Here is an 18,756-nt window from a genome sequence, read left to right as displayed (position 1 = left end):
ACGGAAACGCCCTTATTCCATACCGGTGTATACGATGATATACAGAAAGGAAAGAATACCATTATGGGAAATATTACATTGACTGATATAAAGAAAAACAATTATTCTCTGATCTATAATCTGTTGTATGAACAGGAAAAGCTCTCCAAACAGGAGATTGCCAACCAACTCCATCTCAGTCTGCCCACAGTAACGCAGAATCTGGTGGCGCTGGAAGAAGCAGGGCTGCTCAAAAAGGGAGGACAGTTTGAATCGCAGGTGGGAAGAAGAGCGGTTGCCTACACCATATGTCTTCAGGCGGGAATCGGGATCGGTGTGGAGATTTTAAAGAAACAGATAAAGATCCTGGCGGTGGATTTAAAAGGCAGGATCTGTGGCTGTACAGAACAAAAGCTTCTCTATAGAAATGATGACGCTTATTATAAGGAGATTGCAGGATTTGTCAGCACTTTTATCCGGGAAAGCGGCTTTATGAAAAAGCAGGTTCTCGGCATTGGTTTTGCTGTACAGGGATTGACAACGGCTGACGGACAGGAGATCATCTTCGGAAAAACCCTGGGATATACCGGTCTTAAGATCACAGCCCTCTCCAGATATCTGGAATACCCCTGCATGTTCCTCCACGACGCCAAATGCGCTGCCGCCACAGAGCTGTGGAACCGCAGAGATCTGACAGATGCCATATATCTCTCTATAGGCAAACATCTGGGCGGCGCTGTGATCATCGGCGGCCAGACTGTGATGGGAAAACAAAACCATGGCGGTGCTGTGGAGCATATGACTTTGGTCCCCAAAGGACGGCAGTGCTACTGCGGCAAGTCCGGCTGCATGGAGACCTACTGCTCTGTCAACGCACTGCTTTTGGAGGAAGAGACACTGGAGGAATTCTTCACCGGACTGAGGGATGGGGATAAGGAGAAAAAGGGAAGGTTTGATGAATACCTGGATCACCTCTCCACAGCAGTCAATAACCTGCACATGGTGATGGACTGTGATGTGATCCTTGGAGGACATATGGCTCCATATCTGACAGAAGAAGATCTGCAGGTGCTGCACGAAAAGGTACGGGAGAAATCCGCTTTTCCGGATGAGCAGGACTTTATCTTTTTGTCTGAATCGGCAAAGGATTCTGTGCCTGTGGGTGCGGCGCTTGGATTTGTGAAAGAGTTTCTGGAAGAGATCTAGAGTGCGTTTTTCAGGGATCTCACCTTTCTCTCTGTCACCACATCCCCGGGCAAAATCTCACTGCAGAGGATGGGTGAATCAGCCGTATACCGACTCCTTCCCGCAGCCGCTGCCGCTCTGCTCCGGTTGGCATAGCAGTAGAGGCATCCGTGAGGACAGGTATCGTAGGAGCCTATGTCTATGCTCTCCATACAGCCGCACTCATTCCTCTGGTTTTTATCCTTTTTTATATCCAGGCCGCACCCGCACAGGTGCCGGATCAGTTCCCCGTCAATACAGCTCCCGTGACCGATCCCGTATTGCTGCAGATCCGCTTTCTCCGCGCAGGTCACGATCTGCATACCATGATTTTTTGCAGTATGAGCCAGCTTTTCGGCAAATTCACCCAGGCTTTTGTCCTCAAAAGCTTCACAGCCCAGCTTTTCCAAGTTCTTTTTTATCTTTGGATAATAGTCCAGAAAACTGATGACCACCTGCTTTGTGTACCCCTCCAGTTCTTCCGCGATCCGGGCAAAGGCCTGCAGATGGTATTGCGGGGTATAACGGGCATTGAAGAAAACCGGGTCATAGCGCCATACGGCCCGCTCTGCTCCTATGGTCCCTGAAAGCGATTTGAATGCGGGAAGCAGAATCTTTTTCTTATCCGGCAGCCCCGGCTCCACGTCCTTTCCATATCCGGTCAGGGTAAACTGAAAATAAAACATATACCGCTCCAGAAGCGGCAGCCTGTCAAGCATTGGCACAGGGTTCTTGGTCCAGAACACAATGCAGTCCACCACATCCGGCGCCAGGGATATCCTGCTCACCTGATGCCGGTTAAAGGGATTGCGGACACAGGCGTATCCCTCCTCTATTCTGCCAAAAAACCAATCCGCATAATATGCCGGCACATCCGTCCTTCGGCTCACACTCAATATCAATCAGACCACCTCTTTCTCGAAAATATGTTCGTTTTTTCTGATTATACACCTTTCTGTCTCCAGACACAACCGTGACACAAATTTCAAGAAAAATCCCCCAAAATTCGTCTTGTTCCATCCCTCTCCATTGTCTATACTTAAAGGCAGGAAAAGGTAATGAACCGTTACAGGAAACATTTTATGACAGGAGGAACGATCATGAACAGAGAATACCATGTGGCAGTCACAGGCTGCGATCATGCAGAGGGAACAAAAGAGAATCCCTTTAAGACCATATCAAGGGCGGCAAAGGCGGCTGAGACAGGAGACAAGGTCATTGTACACGAGGGTGAATACCGGGAATGGGTGAAACCAGAGCACAGCGGCTACAGCAATATCAGCCGGATCGTATACGAAGCTGCAGAAGGCGAAAAGGTTGTGATCAAAGGCTCCGAGCGCATCCAAAACTGGGAGAATATCGAAGGAACTGTCTGGAAAGCAGTGGTTCCCAACACACTTTTCGGGGATTATAACCCCTATAAGGAAGCCCTTTGGGGTGATTGGTTCATCTATCCCGATGACAACTCCGTCCATGCAGGCGATGTCTATTTAAACGGCAAATCATTTTATGAAGCCAAATCCCTTGACGACGTGAAAAATCCCCAGATCCGCACAGAGGGGTACAACCCGCCGTGGACAAAACATCCGGAACCGATCAAAGATAAAGAGTGGACCATCCATCAGTGGTATGCTGAGACAGACCATGATAATACATATATTTATGCCAATTTCCAGGGCGCTGACCCTAACAAAGAACTGGCTGAGATCAATGTGCGCAAATGCTGCTTCTACCCAGAGAAGACAGGTATGAATTATATCACCGTGCGGGGCTTTGAGATGGCACAGGCCGCCTGCCCGTGGACACCTCCAACCGCTGACCAGCCGGGTCTTATAGGCGCCAACTGGAGCAAGGGCTGGATCATTGAAAACAATATCATCCACGACGCAAAATGCAGCGGTATCAGCATCGGCAAAGAAGCCTCCACAGGCCACAACCTCTGCACCAGAAGACACAGAAAACCAGGTTACCAGTACCAGATGGAAGCTGTGTTCCGTGCCCTGAAGATTGGCTGGAGCAAAGAAAAGATCGGCTCCCATATTATCAGGAATAATGTCATTTATGACTGCGGACAGAACGGTATTGTAGGCCATATGGGATGTGTATTCAGCCAGATCTACAATAACCATATTTACAACATTGCCGTAAAACATGAGTATTTCGGTTACGAGATCGCAGGCATCAAGCTGCACGCAGCCATTGACGTACAGATTCATAACAATAATATCCATGACTGTACCCTAGGTACCTGGCTTGACTGGCAGGCACAGGGCACCCGGGTCAGCAAAAACCTCTACTACAACAATGACCGTGACCTGATGGTTGAAGTGACACATGGTCCTTACATGGTGGACAACAACATTTTTGTCTCCGCCTACAATTTTGACAATATCGCCCAGGGCGGCGCTTATGTCCACAACCTTTGCTGCGGAACCATGAGAAGAGAGGATGTCCTGAACCGTTCAACACCCTACCACTTCCCTCACAGCACCGAAGTTGCCGGCACCACACCTGTTTACGGCGGAGATGACCGTCTGTACAACAACATTTTCGTAGGCAGCGCAGATGCCTATACCGAGCAGTCCTTATGCGGAACGGTAGGCTACAACGGTTCCACCACTACCCTGGAGGAATATATGGAGACAGTTGCCTCCATGGGCAATGAGGATCTGGAAATGTTTGAACAGGTAAAACAGCCTGCATACATTGATCACAACGCTTATCTGAAAAACGCTCCTGCCTTTGATGCAGAAAAGGAAAATTATATAAGTACGTCTGATCCACAGGTAAAAATCTTGGTGGAGGAAGATGGAACTTATCTTGAAATCCATGCAGAAAAAGGGCTGCTTGACACCCCTGCTGAAATCATCTGTACCGAAAAGTTGGGAATGGTCCGGATTCCCGAAGCTCCGTTTGACGGCCCCAACGGTGAATCCATTGTTCTGGACACTGACTATAGCGGTTCCAAACGCTGCGAAGCACCATCTGTCGGTCCTCTGGAAGGCCTGAAAGAAGGATATAACAAGATAAAAGTCTGGGGATAATCTCCTCATGGAAAATGGGACGCCCTGTTACAAGGCGTCCCATCTTTTAACCACTTTTATCTGTTATCTGCTTTCATTTGATCTTTCATTTGTCCAGATATCGTTTTTCATATTCATTCACAGAGATAGGCTTGCTGAACAGGAATCCCTGTGCCAGCTCCACACCGCAGGCGCGGAGAACGGCAAGCTGCTCCTCCGTCTCAATTCCCTCTGCCACGATCTGTATCCCCATCTTCCTTCCCAGCTCCACAATAGAGCCTACGATAGCCCGGGCCTTGGTATTGTTCACTACATCATCCACCATACTTTTGTCCAGCTTCAGAACATCGAATTCTACTGCTGACAGAAGTGCCAGATTGGCATACTCTGTGCCGAAGTCATCAATCGTTACAATGAAACCCGCCTCCCTGAGATTTTCGATCAGAACTCCGATATCTATGTTATCAATGCTTCTCACCGTCTCTGTGATTTCGATTTCAAGATATCTGGGGGATATTTCATATTTTTCACAGATTGAGAGAAGCCGCTCTATAAAGTGCGGTTGGATCAGGGAATACCGGGAGAAATTCACGGATACAGGAAATCCTTTTTTCCCCTCCCTGCTCCATTCCTTTATCTTGGAACAGATGAATTCAAATACAAAGAAATCAATCTGGCTGACAGTCTGGGACTCCTCAAGCAGAGGCAGGAAATTGCCGGGAAGCACCAGGGAACCGTCTCTTGACTGATACCGGATCAAAGCCTCCGCCCCCACTGCCATCCTGTCCGCCGAAGAAATCTTTGGCTGCAGATAGACTACAAACTGGTTTCTGCTGATCTCCTCTCTGAGGATTTCAGGGTCCGTCAGATAAAGCAGTTCATCGCTGTGATGACGGTACCTTTTTGAAGCCGGATTATTTCTGTAGAATTCCTTTTTGTCCTCATACATTCTGGCGTCTGCATTGGCCACTGCCTGTCCCACATCCATAAGCTTTTCTGTCCACTGGGACCCAATTGCAGCCTTACAAAGCTCATCTCTTTTAAAAGCAGCCCTCAGCTCACTCACCATTCCCCGGAACTGTTCCTTGGAGACCGAAGGGCAGACGATCACAAACTCATCGCCTCCCACCCGATAGAAATTTCCTTCCCCAAAAACCTGCTTCATGCGCTCTGCGCACTCTATGAGCACTTTGTCCCCAAACGCATGGCCATACCGGTCATTGATGTCCTTAAGCCCGTTGACATCCAAATAGACGATACCAACACTTCCCACTTTTCCGGTCATCTCCTGCATATCTTCAATGTAACGGTTTCTGTTGTAAAAGGATGTCAGGGTATCGTGATAGCTGAGATGGGAAAGCTGCTGCTCATCCTCGGCTCTCCGATAGGCCAGCAGAATGAAGTAGCAAAGGGTCTGGAGAATGGAACCAATGTTCATCAGACGTTCCTCCGGAAGGTTATCCACTCCCAGACATCCCATCAGAACCCCTTCTCTCTCAAGTAGTGCCACAGCCGTATTGCGGATGTTCCGTTCTTCGATGATCGCTTCACTTCCCGGAAATACTTCTTTAAACTCTTTTGTATCCTTTATAACGATACAGCCTTTCTGGTTCAGCACCTCCCGCCACTGTTCCAGCCGCTCATGGGGCAGCCCCCTAAGAACTTTCTCTCCATTTTCCACACCCGAAGCACACCACTCATAATCTCTATACAAAAAGCCTTCACGCATATTGAACATATATGCTCTCTCAGCTTTTAAAAAGGTTCCGATCTCCTGGAGTACATCACTCACCGCATCTTTCATATCCTTTTTGCAGTACAGGGTTCTGACACACTCCATCACCATCTGTTCTGAACTCAGGGCGTATTTCAGCTTTTCTTTTTCATGTTCCGCTTCCGTAGTGTCAAAAGCCAGCTCCAGACGTGCCCGCCTTCCGTCCCATTCGATCAGACGGTCTTTTAACAGATAATGACGGCCTGTGATCGGATTGGTAGTCTCCCAGGTATAATTCTCTCCGCTCTTTAAAAATTTATTGGTACAGAAGGGGCAGGGGCTGTCCCTTCCCTGAAGTACGCGGTAGCACACTTTTTCTTTAATATCATCCACATGAAAACTGCGCTTTCCCGCATCATTTATAAATAACAGCTCATAGGTATCCATATCAGAGACATATAAAAGTTCCGATATTTCGTTCATGGGAGCCTGCAGATCCTTGGTCATTCTGGAAAGCTTTCGGCTTTTTTCCAAATTGGCATTTTCCATCATATCAACAGCCCTGCGCCGCTTTTCCTGCTTTTTCATATAGAATGCCAGCAGAACCGCCGCAACAGTACATATGAAAATCAGGGCGGCAAAGCAGATCTGTGCCATACGGACATAGCGTTCCGCATATTCCTCCGCAACGCCGACACTCTCATCAGCCAGCCAGAAAAAGTCTTCGCTGAGACTGTAAAGCCGGCCGCTGTCCGCGCCGTCTCTCACTTTCAGGATCTCCTGTTTTATTTCACTCCAGCGCTCCTGCATGCTGGTCATCATTTCCTGGTATTCTGAGTCCTTCAGCCTGACCAGATGGTTCTCCCCTTTACCGGTGCGCAGCTCTTCAATAATGCCGTCCAGTCTGCTGATCAAAGCGTCGTCTCTGTGACCTTCCAGTTCCTCCTTCACCAGCCTCTGGGTTGCTCCGCGCACAACACCGGTATAATTGATGACTCTTGCATTTCCCTGAAGATTTCCCATAGAATACAAGGACAGCAGACCTGATAAAATAAGAGCGACCAACAGAAAAATAGTCATCATTCTCTTTTGCATATGCCCTTCCCCTCAACCCTTTCTCACAGACAGCCCTGCAGCATTTAAGCTGTTCAGTACCCCCGCAGTTACCATATTTCTCTTTATTATTCTTAAGTATAGGATGTATTTTACTGCAAGTCAATCTGCTTTGTCTTTATACATTAAAAACCTTTTTCTATACTTTAATTTGGCGTAGTCCAGTATTCTTTTGAGATAGACGGAATCATAAGCTCCTCCGATCACGCCTGCCACGGGAATCCCCTGAAGGAACTTCATATACAGCAGTTCCCCGGAAAGAACAGCGGAGGTTTCTTTTATCTGTTCTCTGCTGTCATATCCATGGGGCAGGGTCTGTTCCATGATAAACCTGTCTGCCCGGTCATTGATTGCTTCCAGCTCCTCTCCGTAAGACAGGGCTGCCTGAATGAGCAGCAGTATGAAATATTTCTCCTCCTCCGTGTCATAAGGAAATCCATAGTGCAGTGCCGTCTCATAGATACTTTTCAGTATCATGCCCGTAAAAAGAGGAATATCCGGAAGACCGATACCCAGTATCCCAAGGCCTACTCCTTCCACTCCTGCCAGGAGAAGATTTTTATTTCCCGCAGCCTCCGCCTTCTTTTTAAAGGCGCGGAGTGTTTTTTTATTTTCCAGCAGTCCGGCTGCGTAGGCATCTACTTTATACGTGTGCTCTATCTTCTCCCTGGAATATGTCTTCTCTATCACATCCGTTCCCTTCTCAAATATGAGGCCGAATGCCTTTTCAAACGCCTTATCCAGAGTCTCCTGCAGCCTGGCCGGTACCTTTTCTTCTAAAGTCCGGTCAAGAAAAGACCCTTTCTTCTCCTCATTTCGTTTTAGAAATGCCTGCTCTTTTTTTAGAACCGCTTCTATCTCCGCTGTCATAGTAGTTTTTTTTCTTCTACCGATCATGTTTCCGCCTTTCCAAAGAAGTTTCTGTCTGCTGCTACTATATATATTCCAGTTCACTGAATGCTTTTATAAATTCTTTTTTTCCATATCCCTCGAATTCTGCTTCCAGCATGGTTTCATCCTCACTCACCACAACGCCTGTTCCATATCTGGAATGCCGGACAAGCTTCTGCTGTTTGGCCGGTTCTGTCTGTTCCAATCTCTCTTCCAGCCTCTCTTCCGTTCTCTGTTCCGGTCTCTCTTCCGATTTCTGATGCATTCTCTGTTCCGAATACCCGGCAGACATGCTGCGCCTCTGTTCCTGCACCTGGCGTTTTAAGTCCTGCAGGCTCACAGCAGGGCCTGTATCCTCGCAGCTTTCCAAAAGCTTTGGCGGAATCATGCGGATATAACGGCTCTCCCCCGGTTCAGCCCTCTCCTGAGGATTGGTGTAATAGGACAGCTCCAGATGATCCTTTGCTCTGGTGATCCCCACAAAAAACAGTCTTCTCTCTTCCTCCTCCCCCTCCATATCCCTGGTTCTGAGCGGAATCAACCCATAATTCACCCCTGTGATAAACACACATGAAAACTCCAGCCCCTTTGATGCATGGATGGTCATGAGTTTTACGCTGTCTTTCTCCCGGCTGATATCCTCCCGCAGCACATCCAGTCCGTAGAGCGAGGAGGAATTGACAAACTCCCGCATTCCTGACACCCGGTCTGTCTGCTGTTCTCTCACATAGGCATACATGATTCCAAACATTCTGTGCACTGCGTCACTGTCCTCGCAAAATGATACCGACACAGGGTTTAAATACCGGTCCAGTTCAAAATAGGAAAACAGCTCCTCCTCATTGTCCAGTTCCCTGCATTTTTCCATCAGTCCGCACATTTTATCAAACAAGACAGATTTTCCCCGCTGACCGTCCCGGACGATCTCCTCAGCTTTTTTCCCGCTGATGCCTTCCCCGTACTCCCGGCTGGACAGCACATAGATCCCGGATGCCGCGTCCTTTGTATTCAGAGAAAAGCGAAGAAGACGGATGCACCATTTGAGCACAGGCACATCACCCACCGTCTTCTTTAAGGATACCTCGAAGGGGATACCCTCTCTTAAGAACACATCCTCAAATATTTGGGACTGGCTCTGCAGACGGTAAAACACAGCCATCTCTCCATAAGATATGCCCTCTTCATGCAGTTTTTTCATTCTGGCCGCAAGATAGCAGGCGTCCTGAAAAGCATCATACTGGCGTCTGACTATGATCCTGCTTCCCGGCTCCCGGACTCCTGTAAGAGGGATGCCGTTCTGGAGAAAACACCGGGCAGCTTCCAAAATAGAGGTACTGGAGCGGTAGTTGACGGGAAGCGCAAGCTCCTTTGCCTGATATTTGTGCTTTAAAGTATAAAATATCTGAAAGGCACTGCCCCGCCAGCTATAGATCACCTGGTTTGGATCCCCCACCGCAAACAGGCTAGCTCCGCGGCTTATGAGAAGGTCCATGAAGACAAGCTGCTGGGTGTCACTGTCCTGGACTTCATCTACTATGACCCACTTGGGAGATACAGATTTCTGCTTTTCCTCCTTCAGGAGAAAATTTGCATTTTCCAACAGGTCAAAAAAAGTCATTTTATCCTGCTTTGCCTTCTCCTCCCCAAGCAGCCCGGCAAGCTTAAAAATATCATCCTGATATTTTGAAACCCTTTTTTCCTCCTCCCGGACAGCCATGGCTGACTCTAGTCTTTTTTTAAGGCGGTTCTTATATTTTATCTTCAGTTTATGCTGTCTGATCAGGTCATAGGCAAGCTCCAGTTCCTCCTCGGGGTCTATGACCAGAAACTCCTTCGTATAATCCAGGTTCTCCACTGGAAGGAATTCCCGCAGATAATACAGAGCTGTACTGTGAAAGGTGCCGAACCCCCTGAGCTTATCCGCAGGCAGGTCCGGTTCTGCTGCCAAAAGTCTGGATTTGATCTCATCTGCTGCTTTATTTGTAAAGGTGAGCACTGTCATATCCTCGTAACCCACCCCTTTTATATGGTGCAGATACTGGATCTTGGCGATCAGCACTGTCGTCTTGCCGCTCCCCACGTTTGCGTTCACCACACAGGCAGGACTCTCATCCAGAACCGCTTCTCTTTGATATGGATTCAATCTGTCCAGTTCTTTTTCAAAATTCAATTCCATGCTGTATCCCCCGCACTGTCAACCGTTTTTCCCGTCATGTAAATGCGAATATCTCCGTCTGATCTTTTCCTCTGTGTCCTTCTTATTGCTCCCCTTGTCTGACAGACGCACTTCCAGGCGAAGGGCAGCCGGGGCATCTGTGTAAAAGGCAATCATATTTTTCAGGCTCTGCCTGTTGGCGTCTTCCAGGATCCACATCTGATAAAAGGTGCTGGATGTGGGAAGAAACAATATGTTTCCTTCAATGTTTACCTCCTCCACAGTATTCAAAAATGCTGCCATGGACTCCCCATTCCGGCTCAGCAAGGCGCAGAATTCTTTCCATTTGGAGGGAAGCTCCGCAAACGCGAACGGTTTCTGCATATAAGTGGAGGGCGCGTGTTCGGGCAGTTTCATCCCCATGGGAGGATCCAGTTCCATCAGCAGATTTTCCAGACCCCAGCGCACAATGCTTTTGTCCAGCCGATAATCACCTACGCAGGCCGCGCAGCCGTCTTTACATTTACAGCCGCTTACCATCTCTATGGCATGTTCTATGATCTTCGGCATGAGTTCATAGGCTTTTTCCGCATATCCCAGGCCGCCCACATACTCATCAAAAATATAGAGGCAGACTTCTTCCTCGAGACCTGCACCCATATCCAGCGCATTGCCTGACATGGTGATGCCTATATCCTCCTGTTCTGTCATGGTTGCCATCCGGGCAGCATTCCGAAGTGCATAACAGACGCCTTCAAAATGGTTGTTTCTCAAAACCTGTCCGTTTCCTGTTTCCCTTATCAGACTCCTGTAAACCTTCACAACATTTGAGGGAATGGTGATCCAGGTACTTTCCGTGTCAAAATCCTTGGACAAGGGCTGCTCAAGCTGCCCGTATCCCAGATTCTGATGGTTGTGGAACTGCAGTTTTTTATACATGTAAACGGATTCCTTTACATTGACATCGCCGAATGAAACCCTTATCCTTTTATATTCCTTCTCTGCATTCCCATGTATGACACGGATCTCTGCGGCGCTTCCCGGCATGGTGTAATAGTTTCCGCAAAAGGGTACCGCATAGGAGGTTTTCGTCTCCCTGTCCATTTGTACGATTTCATACTGGGCGCCTCCGTGCATGTACACTGCACCTTCATGGATCTCCCGGAAAGCCTGCATCTCATCCATCTCTGTAATGATCCTGGAATTCTCCCGGTCCACCAGTTTATATCTGACCTTATCTATATTTCTAAGACTATAGTCACCTGCCGGAAATGTATCTCCGGACCAGGCAAATCTGCCATCCTGGGCATGCAGCTCTTTTACCCGCAGAAGAACCGGTATCGTCTCACCCAGATCGGGAAAAACAGCGATATCATCAAGAGTAAGGGGCAGTTCCGCCGCCGCTGCCCGGATATGGGCAAGTTCAATGAGAAGATTGTCTCTGTCCACCACTGCGCTCTCGCTCTCCCCGTCAAAAAGCCAGTCCGGATTGATGGAGATATACTGGTCAAACGGCAGGTTGTCCAGGATCAGATAGTTGGTACAGGCTCTGCCGCTTCTTCCGGCTCTTCCTGTCTGCTGCCAGAAGGAAGCTCTGGTTCCCGGAAATCCGGCGAGCACGGTTGTGTCTATTTTACCGATGTCTATGCCCAGCTCAAGAGCATTGGTGGAAATAAGGCCGCAAAGCTCCCCGGCCGTCATTTTCCTTTCAATCTCTTTCCGTTCTCTTGGGGTATAGCCTCCCCGGTAGCCTGAAATCCGCGCTGTAAGTCCTGCACCGGGAATGCCCTCCCCCTCCAGCAGATCACGGGCTTCTTTTAGGATAACTTCCACGTTTCTGCGGGATTTGGCAAATGTGAGAAAGCTCTGTCCCTTCTCTGTCAGTTCTGCCGCCATGGACGCCGCCACAGAGTTACTCTGCACCTGCCCGTAATACTGGTTGTCTTTCCCGTATATCTTAGGCGGCTGGAGAAAAACATATTTTTTCTCCGGAGCAGGGGAACCGTCCCTGTCAATGCAGAGAAATTCCCTCTGACAGACTGCCTGGGCAAGTTCCACAGGGTTTGCTATGGTAGCGGAACTGCAGAGGAACTGAGGAGTGGCGTGATAGTATCTGCATATCCTGGACAGGCGGCGGAATACATTGGCAAGGTGTGAGCCAAATGCACCGCGGTATGTGTGCAGCTCGTCTATGACTATGTATTTCAGGTTTGAAAAGATAAAATCAAAGCCGGCTTTGCTGTGGTTAGGAAGGAATGCGCTGTTGAGCATCTCCGGATTGGTAAGGATGATGTTGGCATTCTTCCTGATTCGGCTCCGCTCGGCAGGAGGAGTATCGCCATCATATACCCCTGCGGACAGTCTGTGCTGTCCAAATGCCTCCGTCCAGGGTTGTATTGCCCGGTATTGGTCGCTTGCCAGGGCTTTTGTAGGATACAGGAAAATAGCCCTGGACTGGGGATTGGTCAGTATTTCCTGTATGACAGGGAGAAGGAATCCCAGGGTCTTGCCGCTGGCTGTGGAGGTTGTGATGACTATATTTTTCCCCTGCATGGCCTGGGTAAACATCTCTGCCTGATGAGTGTAGAGGCTTTTGATTCCTGTGGAGGACAGGTGGGAGCAGATTTCCTCTGACAGGCCGGATGGATATGGGGCATACTGCGGGGGTGTTGATGGGATGGTTTTTTGGTATACGATTAAATCTTCTATTTGCATGGGGAACTCCTGTTGGTTTTTTGTGAGTGAGGAACGTTTGTTCTTAGTTTAGCATTTTTGGCGGGGAGATGCAATGGGGATGTGGTCCATGTGATTTGGGTGGTTTACGGACGGAAAGAGTAGCCCTCTGGGGATGATAATGATCACTTTCCTCTCCGGATTTGGGTGGCTCACGGACGGAAAGAGCAGCGGTCCGGGGGCAGGGCAGGCAGGGATAATTCATCCGACGTTCCGCTGGCAGGCAGCTAACCTGCTGGCATTCACTAAATTCGTCGGCAAAGGCCTCCTCATTAAGTGTCTGCCGCAGGTGGATCTGCCTGCCGCTCCACTTAGCCTACTGAATTATCCCTGCCTGCCCTGCCCCCGGACCGCTGCTCTTTCCTGTTGGTGGAATGCGGATGGGATAAATGAGTGGAGGTTATTTTGATTGTAAAGGAGATGGATAGACGGAGGTTCTCTGGGTCATGAATGGAATAAATGAACAGAGGTTATTGCGAATGTGAACAAGATGGATGAGCAGAGATTATTTGGATTATGAAGGAGATGGATGGATGGAGGTTCTTTGAGAGTGCGGGTGGGATGAATGGATGGAGATTGTTTGGATAAATGATGAAATATTGGGATTTTAGTTGACATTGGGGGGTGATGTGTTATTATGAAAGCATACGTTTTAAATCATATGTTTTAAATCGAGTGGTTTAGGACGAGTGATATAGCGGATATTTGAATATTATTAGGGATGGAGTGATGAGGGATGCCGCCTAAGGCTAAGTTTACTAGGGAAGAGATTGTGAATGCGGGATTGAGTATCGTGAGGAAAAGGGGGATGGGTGCGGTTACGGCCAGGGAGCTGGGGATGGAGCTGGGGAGTTCTGCCAGACCTGTGTTTACTGTGTTTCAGAGTATGGAAGAGGTACAGGAAGAGATTGTACGGGCTGCTAAGGATGTTTATAACCGGTGTGTGAAGCAGGGACTTTCACAGGAGATGGCTTTTAAGAGTGTGGGGATGGAATATATCGGATTCGCCAGAAGGGAGCCTCAGCTTTTCCGGCTTTTGTTTATGAGAGAGAGGGCGGAGACACCCGGGGTGAAGGATGTGCTTTTTGCAATTGATGATAATCATGAAGAGATCCTGCATTCGATTCAGGCACAGTATGGACTGAACGAGGAGGACGCATGGGCTTTGTATCGGCATTTGTGGATTTATACACATGGGATCGCTGCACTCTGCGCAACAAATGTCTGCAGCTTTGAGGAGGAGGAGATTGAAAAAATGGTGACAGAAATTTTTATAGGCGTATTGAAAAATATAAAGGCAGGTGAACGGTATGATCAGAGCTTGTGATATTTTTAAGTCTTACGGAAGCAGTGACAACTCTCTGCCCGTGCTCAGGGGGATTTCTCTGGACATAGAGGAGGGAGAGTTTGCTGTCATCCTGGGAGCTTCCGGCTCAGGAAAATCCACATTGCTGAATGTTCTGTCCGGACTGGAGACGCCGGATAAAGGAGACGTGTTCTATGGCGAAAAAAAAATTACAGGACTTGGTGAAAGCGAGCTGACACAGTTCCGGAAAGAATATGTGGGATTTATTTTCCAGCAGTATTATCTTCTGCCTCACATGAACGTGGATAAGAATGTGAAGATGGGAGCTGATCTGTCGGGAAATAAGGATTACCGGGATATGATCAAAGCGGTAGGGCTTGGCGATAAACTGGAAAAACTGCCGGGAGAACTCAGCGGCGGGGAACAGCAGCGTGTCTCTGTTGCAAGGGCATTGGCGAAAAAACCTAAAGTGCTGTTTCTGGATGAACCTACCGGGGCTTTGGATGAGGAAACTGGAAGGCTGGTACTGGATTATATCTGTAAGCTGCAGGACATGTACGGTTTTACAGTCGTCATGGTTACACATAATCAGAATATTGCCCAGATGGCTCATAAGGTGATCCTGATGAACAGCGGCAAAGTCACAGATTTATATAGGAATGCCGCCCCGAAAACTGCTTATGAGATAGGATGGTGATCATATGGTCGTAGGATTCAGAGACGCAGCGAAATTTACCGGGATTTTTATTATATCCTGCTGTGCAGTCTTCGTCTGCACCTTGTTCCTGAATTTTAATATGGATATGGCTGGGATACGGGATGAGATCACGCCGGGGGCAGTTACTGTATTTTATGAAGCCCAGGTCTCATCCGGCAAGATGATCAGTTGTGTGAGCGGAGGCTGTCTTTTGCTTACTTCTGTTATCATGTTATTTTTTTATATTAAGCATTATATTGACTGTCACCGAAAAGAACTGGGCATCCTGAAGGCTCTGGGATATTCCGATTTTAAGATTGCCCGAGGCTTCTGGGTATTTGGACTTTGTGTGCTGTTGGGTACCGGTATTGGATTTGCCTCCTCTTTTTTACTGATGCCTACCTTTTACAGGGTGATGAATGAAGATAAGATCCTGCCAGACATTGCCGTCCATTTTCATTGGGCGCTGCTCTTTTTTCTTGTTCTGATCCCTGTGGGATTTTTTTCCATTCTCGCGGTCCTCTATGGATGCCGTAAACTCGGAAGCCCTGTGCTGACTCTGCTTCGCGGTAAACAGGGCGGAATTTTCAAGCTAAGGCGACAAAAAGGTAACAGCCGGAAGTCACTTTCCTTTTTGCAGGATCTGAGGCAGAGCACTGCCAGAAGCCGTATCTCTCTTTTATTTTTTATTGGATTTGCTTCTTTCTGTTACTCTTCCATGATGCAGATGACTTTTGGTATGAAGGAACTGGCCAGTGCCATGTTTGCTGTGATCATTTTTGTCATTGGTATCGTGCTTTCCTTTACGACGCTTCTTCTGTCTGTCACAACAGTGGTGGATGCCAACACAAAGACGATCGCTATGATGCGGGTGTTCGGATATTCCCAGAAGGACTGCCGGAAGGCGATCCTTGATGGATACAGGCCTGTGGCTTATGGAGGATTTGCTGTTGGAACCATGTATCAGTATGTACTGATAAAAAGTATGGTTAAGATCATCTATAAGGATATTCCCAATGTTCCGGATTACACCTTTAACTGGCAGGCGTTTTTTATTGTTTTATTTTCTTTTATTTTGGTTTATGAATTTATCATGCTGTGTTATTCTGTTAGAATAAAGAACATTTCTTTAAAGGAAATTATGCTGGAGTGACTTTTCCTTTTGAGATGATCAAATACAAGATCAGGAGGCTCTCAGATGAAATTAACTGTTCTGGTGGACAATAACACGTATATCGACCAATATTATGCAGGGGAACCGGCAGTGAGCTATTACATAGAGATTGATGATCTAAAAATCCTCTTTGATACCGGCTACTCCCATTTCTTCATAAAAAATGCTGTTTCCATGGGTATAGACTTAAATGCTGTCACGCATATTGTGCTCTCCCACGGTCATAATGACCACAGCAGAGGCTTAAAATACCTGCGTGAACAATATGCCCTTCCAAATGCCCGGCTGGTGGCCCATCCTCTGTGTTTCCGGCCAAAATCCTATGAGAACGAGTACATAGGTGCCCCCTTTTCCCTGGAAGAGATCAACAGGCTGTTCTGTTATCAGCCCGCTGAGGCGCCTGTTTTTCTCTCGGAAAACTGTATTTTCCTGGGTCAGATTCCGGAGCTTTACAGCTTTGAAAAGCGAAAGGCCATTGGCACGACCATAATAGACGGCGCAGAAAGGGAGGACCTCTGCCTGGACGATTCCGCACTGGTGTGCAGGACGGATCAAGGGCTTTTTATTGTCACCGGCTGTTCCCACAGCGGTATCTGCAGCATCACGGATCACGCTCGCAAAGTCTGTCAGGATCAACGTATTACAGGTATCATAGGCGGATTCCATCTGTTTGATACAGACTCAAAGCTTGAGGAAACCATTCGTTTTCTGAGCGATCTGTCTCCGGATATGCTGTATCCCTGCCACTGTGTTTCCCTGAAAGCCAAGGCCCAGATGCTGAAGTATATGGACATTGAAGAGGTGGGTGTCGGACTGACCATACAATTATAGACAGCAGGTGACAGCATGTTCAAAATAGGTGAATTTTCAAAATTGACACAGGTATCCATCCGCATGCTGCGGTATTACGACGAGGCCGGTCTACTGAAGCCTTCCAGCACTGACCCCTGGACCGGCTACCGTATGTACTCCGCCCAGCAGATCCCCACCCTGAATAAGATCATTTATCTGCGGGACAGCGGTTTCCAGGTTGCGGAGATTGCCGCTGCCCTTGCAGCAGATAGTGAAACTTCCCTGATGGAGCAGTTGGACCGAAAATATGCGGAAATCCAAAAAAACATTCAGGCAGAACAGGATAAGCTTCAAAAAATAGAACTTGCAAAAAAAGATATCCTACATGAAAAAAATGAAATGCAGTACCATGTCTTCATAAAATCCATCCCTGCCGTTCAGGTACTTTCCCTCAGACGCGTCCTTCCGGATTACTATGCGGAGGGCATTTTGTGGAAGGAGATGTGCCTTTTCGCAGAGGAAAACAAGATCCAGGTCTCACCCAATACCTTTTCCATTTACCACGACAGGGAATACAAAGAGACAGAAGTCGATGTGGAAATATGCGCACCTGTTAAAAAAGCGGGAAAGAGCACCAAAGATTTTACCTTTCGCCTTACGGATCCGGTGCCTTCTATGGCCTGCACAATGGTTTACGGTCCCTTTTCCAACATAGCCGGGGCCTATCTCTCCTTTGCCCGATGGCTGCAGAAAAACCACCGCTACCAAATGACAGGACAGAGCAGACAGATTGTCCACCGGGGTCCATGGAATGAAGAAAATCCTCAAAATTATCTGACAGAAATACAAATCCCATTGGAGATAAAATCCACCTCTTGACTCTCACACCGTGTCAGGGTCTATATTGACCTTACAAATAAGTGATATATGGAGGAAAACACAATGACAACATACCAGGTACATCCCATCGGGACCATCCACAATGATCAGGAAGAGGCGTTTATAACCCTTGATCCGGAATACCTCCCGGCACTGCAGGCTTTAGACGGTTTCAGCCACATTGAAGTTCTCTGGTGGTTCAGTGATTTTGACACCAAAGAAGCCCGCTCCGTGCTGGAAACAGAGCAGCCCTACAAAAAGGCACCTGCCGTCCTGGGCATCTTTGCCACCAGGTCACCCATACGCCCCAATCCCATAGCCCTCTCAACAGCCCAGGTCACATATATTGATCATGAGAACGGTGTGATCGGCCTGGCCTACATAGACGCCAATGACAACACTCCACTCCTGGACATCAAGCCCTACACGCCCAGCATGGACCGCATAGAATCACCAACAGTTCCCGACTGGTGCAGCCACTGGCCCAAAAGCCTGGAGGAATCCTCTGATTTTCCCTGGGAAAATGAATTCAACTTCTAAAATAAAACAATGGGGCGTCTGCTAAAGACACCCCATCTGCCATTCTTACTCATGCCTGTCTTCCCACAAGCTATATAAGAGCCTATATCACTCCTTTTTGCAGCATCACATTGGCATAGACAGCGCTTTCCCCTGTAGCCACGATAGCATAAGCTTTCCTTGCCTCCTCGTAAAAGGCAAATCTCTCCACATTTTGGATCACACGGTCTCCACGCTCTTCATACTTTCTCACAATCTCCCTGTAAGTATCCCAGATTGGCGTCTCCGCATCATCCCCGGGCATAACCTCCATAAGACTCATGGGGTGCTCCACATACCCATCCAGGGGAATCAGGCTCAGCACCGCGTCCAGTACCTCCGGCACACCATGGCCGTCCATCCGGATAACAATGCAGTCCTTTCCCATACTCTCCGCAGGAAAATTCCCATCCGCGATCACGATCCTGTCACTATGTCCCATCTCTGCCAGTACCTTTAAAAGCTCTGGCGGCACAATCTTCGGAATTCCTTTCAGCATCTCATTCACCATTTTCCTT

The 18,756-nt window shown here is 48.1% G+C and carries 14 protein-coding genes; 8 read left to right on the top strand and 6 right to left on the bottom strand.

Annotated features, from left to right (window positions below; translation table 11 throughout):
* Window positions 1-63 precede the first annotated feature (63 nt).
* Complete coding sequence (locus tag BLCOC_RS07340; RefSeq protein WP_029469997.1) at window positions 64-1,185, top strand: ROK family transcriptional regulator; 1,122 nt, start codon at window positions 64-66, stop codon at window positions 1,183-1,185.
* Here the strand turns inward: BLCOC_RS07340 and BLCOC_RS07335 are convergent.
* Window positions 1,182-2,105: a DUF1848 domain-containing protein gene (locus tag BLCOC_RS07335; RefSeq protein WP_115624880.1), complete on the bottom strand. Its 924-nt coding sequence runs from the start codon at window positions 2,103-2,105 to the stop codon at window positions 1,182-1,184. The two genes, BLCOC_RS07340 and BLCOC_RS07335, sit on opposite strands and share 4 nt — an antisense overlap.
* Window positions 2,106-2,303: 198 nt before the next feature.
* Between BLCOC_RS07335 and BLCOC_RS07330 the strand changes: the two genes are divergently transcribed.
* Window positions 2,304-4,247: a right-handed parallel beta-helix repeat-containing protein gene (locus tag BLCOC_RS07330; RefSeq protein ID WP_115624879.1), complete on the top strand. Its 1,944-nt coding sequence runs from the start codon at window positions 2,304-2,306 to the stop codon at window positions 4,245-4,247.
* Window positions 4,248-4,332: 85 nt separating this feature from the next.
* Here the strand turns inward: BLCOC_RS07330 and BLCOC_RS07325 are convergent, their stop codons facing one another.
* From BLCOC_RS07325 to BLCOC_RS07310, 4 genes are all read right to left on the bottom strand, one after another.
* A complete protein-coding gene (locus tag BLCOC_RS07325) occupies window positions 4,333-7,035 on the bottom strand; it encodes a putative bifunctional diguanylate cyclase/phosphodiesterase (protein WP_115624878.1) in 2,703 nt (900 codons plus the stop codon).
* Between the two features lie 120 nt (window positions 7,036-7,155).
* The gene (locus BLCOC_RS07320) at window positions 7,156-7,950 is read right to left on the bottom strand and encodes an EcsC family protein (protein WP_029470001.1); all 795 of its coding nucleotides are present in this window, start codon (window positions 7,948-7,950) and stop codon (window positions 7,156-7,158) included.
* Window positions 7,951-7,987: 37 nt separating this feature from the next.
* Window positions 7,988-10,120 (bottom strand): ATP-dependent helicase, encoded by a 2,133-nt coding sequence (locus BLCOC_RS07315; protein WP_174717648.1) that lies wholly within the window; start codon window positions 10,118-10,120, stop codon window positions 7,988-7,990.
* A gap of 18 nt (window positions 10,121-10,138) precedes the next feature.
* Window positions 10,139-12,814 (bottom strand): DEAD/DEAH box helicase, encoded by a 2,676-nt coding sequence (locus tag BLCOC_RS07310; RefSeq protein WP_115624877.1) that lies wholly within the window; start codon window positions 12,812-12,814, stop codon window positions 10,139-10,141.
* Between the two features lie 754 nt (window positions 12,815-13,568).
* Here BLCOC_RS07310 and BLCOC_RS07305 point away from each other — a divergent pair.
* The 6 genes from BLCOC_RS07305 (at window position 13,569) to BLCOC_RS07280 (ending at window position 18,220) form a co-directional block, all read left to right on the top strand.
* Window positions 13,569-14,159, top strand: a complete 591-nt coding sequence (locus BLCOC_RS07305) for a TetR-like C-terminal domain-containing protein (protein WP_029470004.1) — start codon at window positions 13,569-13,571, stop codon at window positions 14,157-14,159.
* On the top strand, window positions 14,143-14,835 hold the full coding sequence (locus BLCOC_RS07300) for an ABC transporter ATP-binding protein (protein ID WP_115624875.1): 693 nt from the start codon (window positions 14,143-14,145) through the stop codon (window positions 14,833-14,835). The genes BLCOC_RS07305 and BLCOC_RS07300 overlap by 17 nt, the downstream gene beginning before the upstream one ends.
* 4 nt (window positions 14,836-14,839) lie before the next feature.
* The gene (locus BLCOC_RS07295) at window positions 14,840-15,988 is read left to right on the top strand and encodes an ABC transporter permease (RefSeq protein WP_115624874.1); all 1,149 of its coding nucleotides are present in this window, start codon (window positions 14,840-14,842) and stop codon (window positions 15,986-15,988) included.
* A gap of 45 nt (window positions 15,989-16,033) precedes the next feature.
* Entirely contained in the window at window positions 16,034-16,840 is an 807-nt protein-coding gene (locus BLCOC_RS07290) for an MBL fold metallo-hydrolase (protein ID WP_115624873.1), read from the top strand.
* A gap of 15 nt (window positions 16,841-16,855) precedes the next feature.
* The gene (locus BLCOC_RS07285) at window positions 16,856-17,680 is read left to right on the top strand and encodes a MerR family transcriptional regulator (RefSeq protein ID WP_018593822.1); all 825 of its coding nucleotides are present in this window, start codon (window positions 16,856-16,858) and stop codon (window positions 17,678-17,680) included.
* A gap of 63 nt (window positions 17,681-17,743) precedes the next feature.
* The gene (locus tag BLCOC_RS07280; RefSeq protein ID WP_018593823.1) at window positions 17,744-18,220 is read left to right on the top strand and encodes an SAM-dependent methyltransferase; all 477 of its coding nucleotides are present in this window, start codon (window positions 17,744-17,746) and stop codon (window positions 18,218-18,220) included.
* Window positions 18,221-18,302: 82 nt separating this feature from the next.
* On the opposite strand, the gene BLCOC_RS07275 is transcribed toward BLCOC_RS07280, so the two are convergent.
* Window positions 18,303-18,737, bottom strand: coding sequence for an RbsD/FucU family protein (locus BLCOC_RS07275; RefSeq protein ID WP_026255316.1), 435 nt, complete (start codon window positions 18,735-18,737; stop codon window positions 18,303-18,305).
* Between the last annotated feature and the right edge of the window lie 19 nt (window positions 18,738-18,756).

Origin of the sequence: Blautia coccoides, assembly GCF_034355335.1 — a bacterium.
GTDB classification, from domain to species: domain Bacteria; phylum Bacillota; class Clostridia; order Lachnospirales; family Lachnospiraceae; genus Blautia; species Blautia producta.
Note: the sequence above shows the minus strand (reverse complement) of the source record. Positions and strands in the feature narration are given on the sequence as shown.